The sequence below is a fragment of the Desulfuromonadales bacterium genome (assembly GCA_035620395.1).
Lineage (GTDB): Bacteria > Desulfobacterota > Desulfuromonadia > Desulfuromonadales > DASPGW01 > DASPGW01.
This window is the reverse complement of the sequence record DASPGW010000306.1, coordinates 1-2495: the sequence shown is the minus strand read 5'-3', so window position 1 is coordinate 2495 and position 2495 is coordinate 1. Positions and strand designations below refer to the sequence as shown.

Genomic DNA, 2495 nt, shown 5'->3' with positions numbered 1-2495 from the left:
TGCACCCCGACCTGAAGATCGAGTGGTTCGAGGAGATCTTCCGGCGCATCCGGGCGAGCTTCCCGGCGGTGCAGATCCATTCGCTGTCGCCGGCCGAAGTCATCCACATTGCCAGGCTCTCCGGGCTCTCCATGGCCGAGTGTCTGCGCCGGCTGCAGGTGGCGGGGCTCGCCTCGGTCCCCGGCGGCGGCGCCGAACTGCTGGTCGACGAAGTCAGGAAAGAGATCTCCCCCAACAAGATCGGCTGGCGCGACTGGGCGGCGGTGATGGAGGAGGCGCACGCCCTGGGGATGCGCACCACGGCTACCATGATGTTCGGCAGCCGGGAGAAGCCGGCGGACATCGTCGAGCACCTCTTCCGGGTGCGCGAGATCCAGGAACGGACCGGCGGTTTCACCGCCTTCATCCCCTGGACCTTCCAGCCCGCCAACACCGAACTCGGCGGCGAGACGGCGAGCGGAGTGGAGTACCTCAAGGTCCTTGCCCTCTCGCGCCTCGTCCTCGACAACATCGGGAACATCCAGGCGAGCTGGGTCACCCAAGGGGCGATGATGGCACAGGTGGCCCTCTTTTTCGGCGCCAACGACCTCGGCGGCACGATGCTCGAGGAGAACGTGGTGGCGGCCGCCGGCTGTTCTTTCCGCCTTTCGATCGAGGAGATCATCGAGCTTGCCCGGGGCGCCGGCTTCATCCCGGCCAAGCGGAATACGCTGTACGAGATTCTGGAAACCTATTGAGGTGTTTATGCTGCCGCTCAGACCCAACATCCGCACCATGGCAGGTTACGTCCCCGGGTTTCAGCCGAAGGACGAACAGGCCTGGATCAAGCTCAACACCAACGAGAACCCTTACCCGCCGTCGCCGCGAGTGCGCGAGGCGATCCTTGCCGAGGTCGGCGGTGCCGGCGAAAGCCTGCGCAAGTACCCGGATGCGGCGAGTGCCGCAGGGCGCGACGAGGCGGCGCGGCTCTACGGCTTCGACCCCTCCTGGGTGATCATGGCCAACGGCTCGGACGAGCTGCTCAACAACCTCATCCGCGCCTTCGTCGGCGAGGGGGAGGAGATCGCCTACGTCCACCCTTCCTATTCCTACTACTCGACGCTGGCCGAAATCCAGGGGGCGCGGGTGAAGACCTTCGGGCTGATTCCCGGCCGCTGGGAGCTCGACGGTTTCCCCGCGCGCTACGCCGGCAAGCTCTTTTTTCTCACCACGCCCAACGCGCCGCTCGGGTTCGCCTGCCCGCTCTCCTTCATAGAGGAACTGGCCGGGCGGGTCGACGGGGTGCTGGTGGTTGATGAGGCGTACGCCGACTTCGCCGACGAGAATGCCCTGGAGCTGGTACGCAAGCACGGGAACGTCGTCGTCACCCGCACCTTCTCCAAGAGCTATTCCCTGGCCGGGATGCGCCTGGGGCTGGCCATCGCCCGGCCCGAGGTGATCGCCGCTCTCAACAAGATCCGCGACCACTACAACCTCGATCGCCTGGCGCAGGTGGCGGCCGTCGCCGCCCTGCGCGACCAGGAGTACTTCCGTGCCTGCGTCCGCCGCATCCGCGAGACCCGCGACTGGTTCAGCACCGAACTGCGGGTGATCGGCTACGGGGTCATCCCCTCGAGCGGCAACTACGTCTTCGCCACTCCGCCCGACCGCAACGGCAAGCGGGTCTACGAGGCGCTTTATGCACGCCGCATCCTGGTGCGCCACTTCTCCGACCCGGCGCTGGTGCATGGCCTGCGCATCACCATCGGCACCCCCGAGGAGATGGAAAAGACGCTGGCGGCGCTACGGGAAATAGGTTAAGTCTGCAAAAGTCTATGCCTGATTTTCCCTTTGCACCCGCCGAGGCCGCCCGCTGTCTCCTCGCCTGGTACGGCCGGGAGGGACGTGACCTGCCGTGGCGCCGTACCCGAGACCCCTACCGCATCTGGCTCTCGGAGATCATGCTGCAGCAGACCGGGGTTAGTTCGGTGATCCCCTACTACGAGCGCTTTCTGGTGGCGTATCCGACGGTCGAGGCGCTGGCCCAAGATAAGGTCGAAGAGGTCATCGAACTCTGGGCCGGGCTGGGCTACTACTTGCGCGCCCGCAACCTGCACGCCGCGGCCCGGGCGGTGGTGGAGCGCCACCGTGGCACTTTCCCCGCCGACCTCGCAGCGTTGCAGGCGCTCCCCGGGGGAGGGCGGAGCACCGCCGGGGCGATTCTCTCTATCGCCTTCGACATCCCCGCACCGATCCTCGACGGCAACGTCCGCCGCGTGCTCTGCCGTCTCTTCGCCCTGGCCGAGGACCCCCGCGGACCGGCCGCCGAGAGAAAGCTCTGGGCCTGGGCCGAGGTGCTCACCCCCGCTGATCGGCCGCACGACTACGCCCAGGCGATCATGGACCTGGGAGCGACCCTCTGCACGCCGAAGAACCCCGACTGCCCCCGTTGCCCCCTGGCGGCGCTCTGCCAGGCGCGGGCGCAGGGGCTGGAGCGCGAGTTGCCCCTCTCCGGC

3 protein-coding genes are annotated in these 2495 nt (G+C 67.3%); all 3 read left to right on the top strand.

Translation table 11 applies throughout. The annotated features are described in order from the left end of the window. A partial coding sequence (locus tag VD811_16445; GenBank protein HXV22575.1) for a CofH family radical SAM protein occupies window positions 1-737 on the top strand: 737 nt, incomplete at its 5' end. Window positions 738-744: 7 nt separating this feature from the next. Continuing rightward, window positions 745-1800, top strand: coding sequence for a histidinol-phosphate transaminase (gene hisC, locus VD811_16440; protein ID HXV22574.1), 1056 nt, complete (start codon window positions 745-747; stop codon window positions 1798-1800). A 14-nt stretch (window positions 1801-1814) separates the two neighbouring features. Further along, window positions 1815-2495: A/G-specific adenine glycosylase (gene mutY, locus VD811_16435; protein ID HXV22573.1), on the top strand; the 681-nt coding region annotated here is incomplete at its 3' end.

Bases quoted from the DNA above. Each gene is read 5' to 3' on its own strand.
- hisC (HXV22574.1), top strand. From the start codon at position 745: ATGCTGCCGCTCAGACCCAACATCCGCACCATGGCAGGTTACGTCCCC.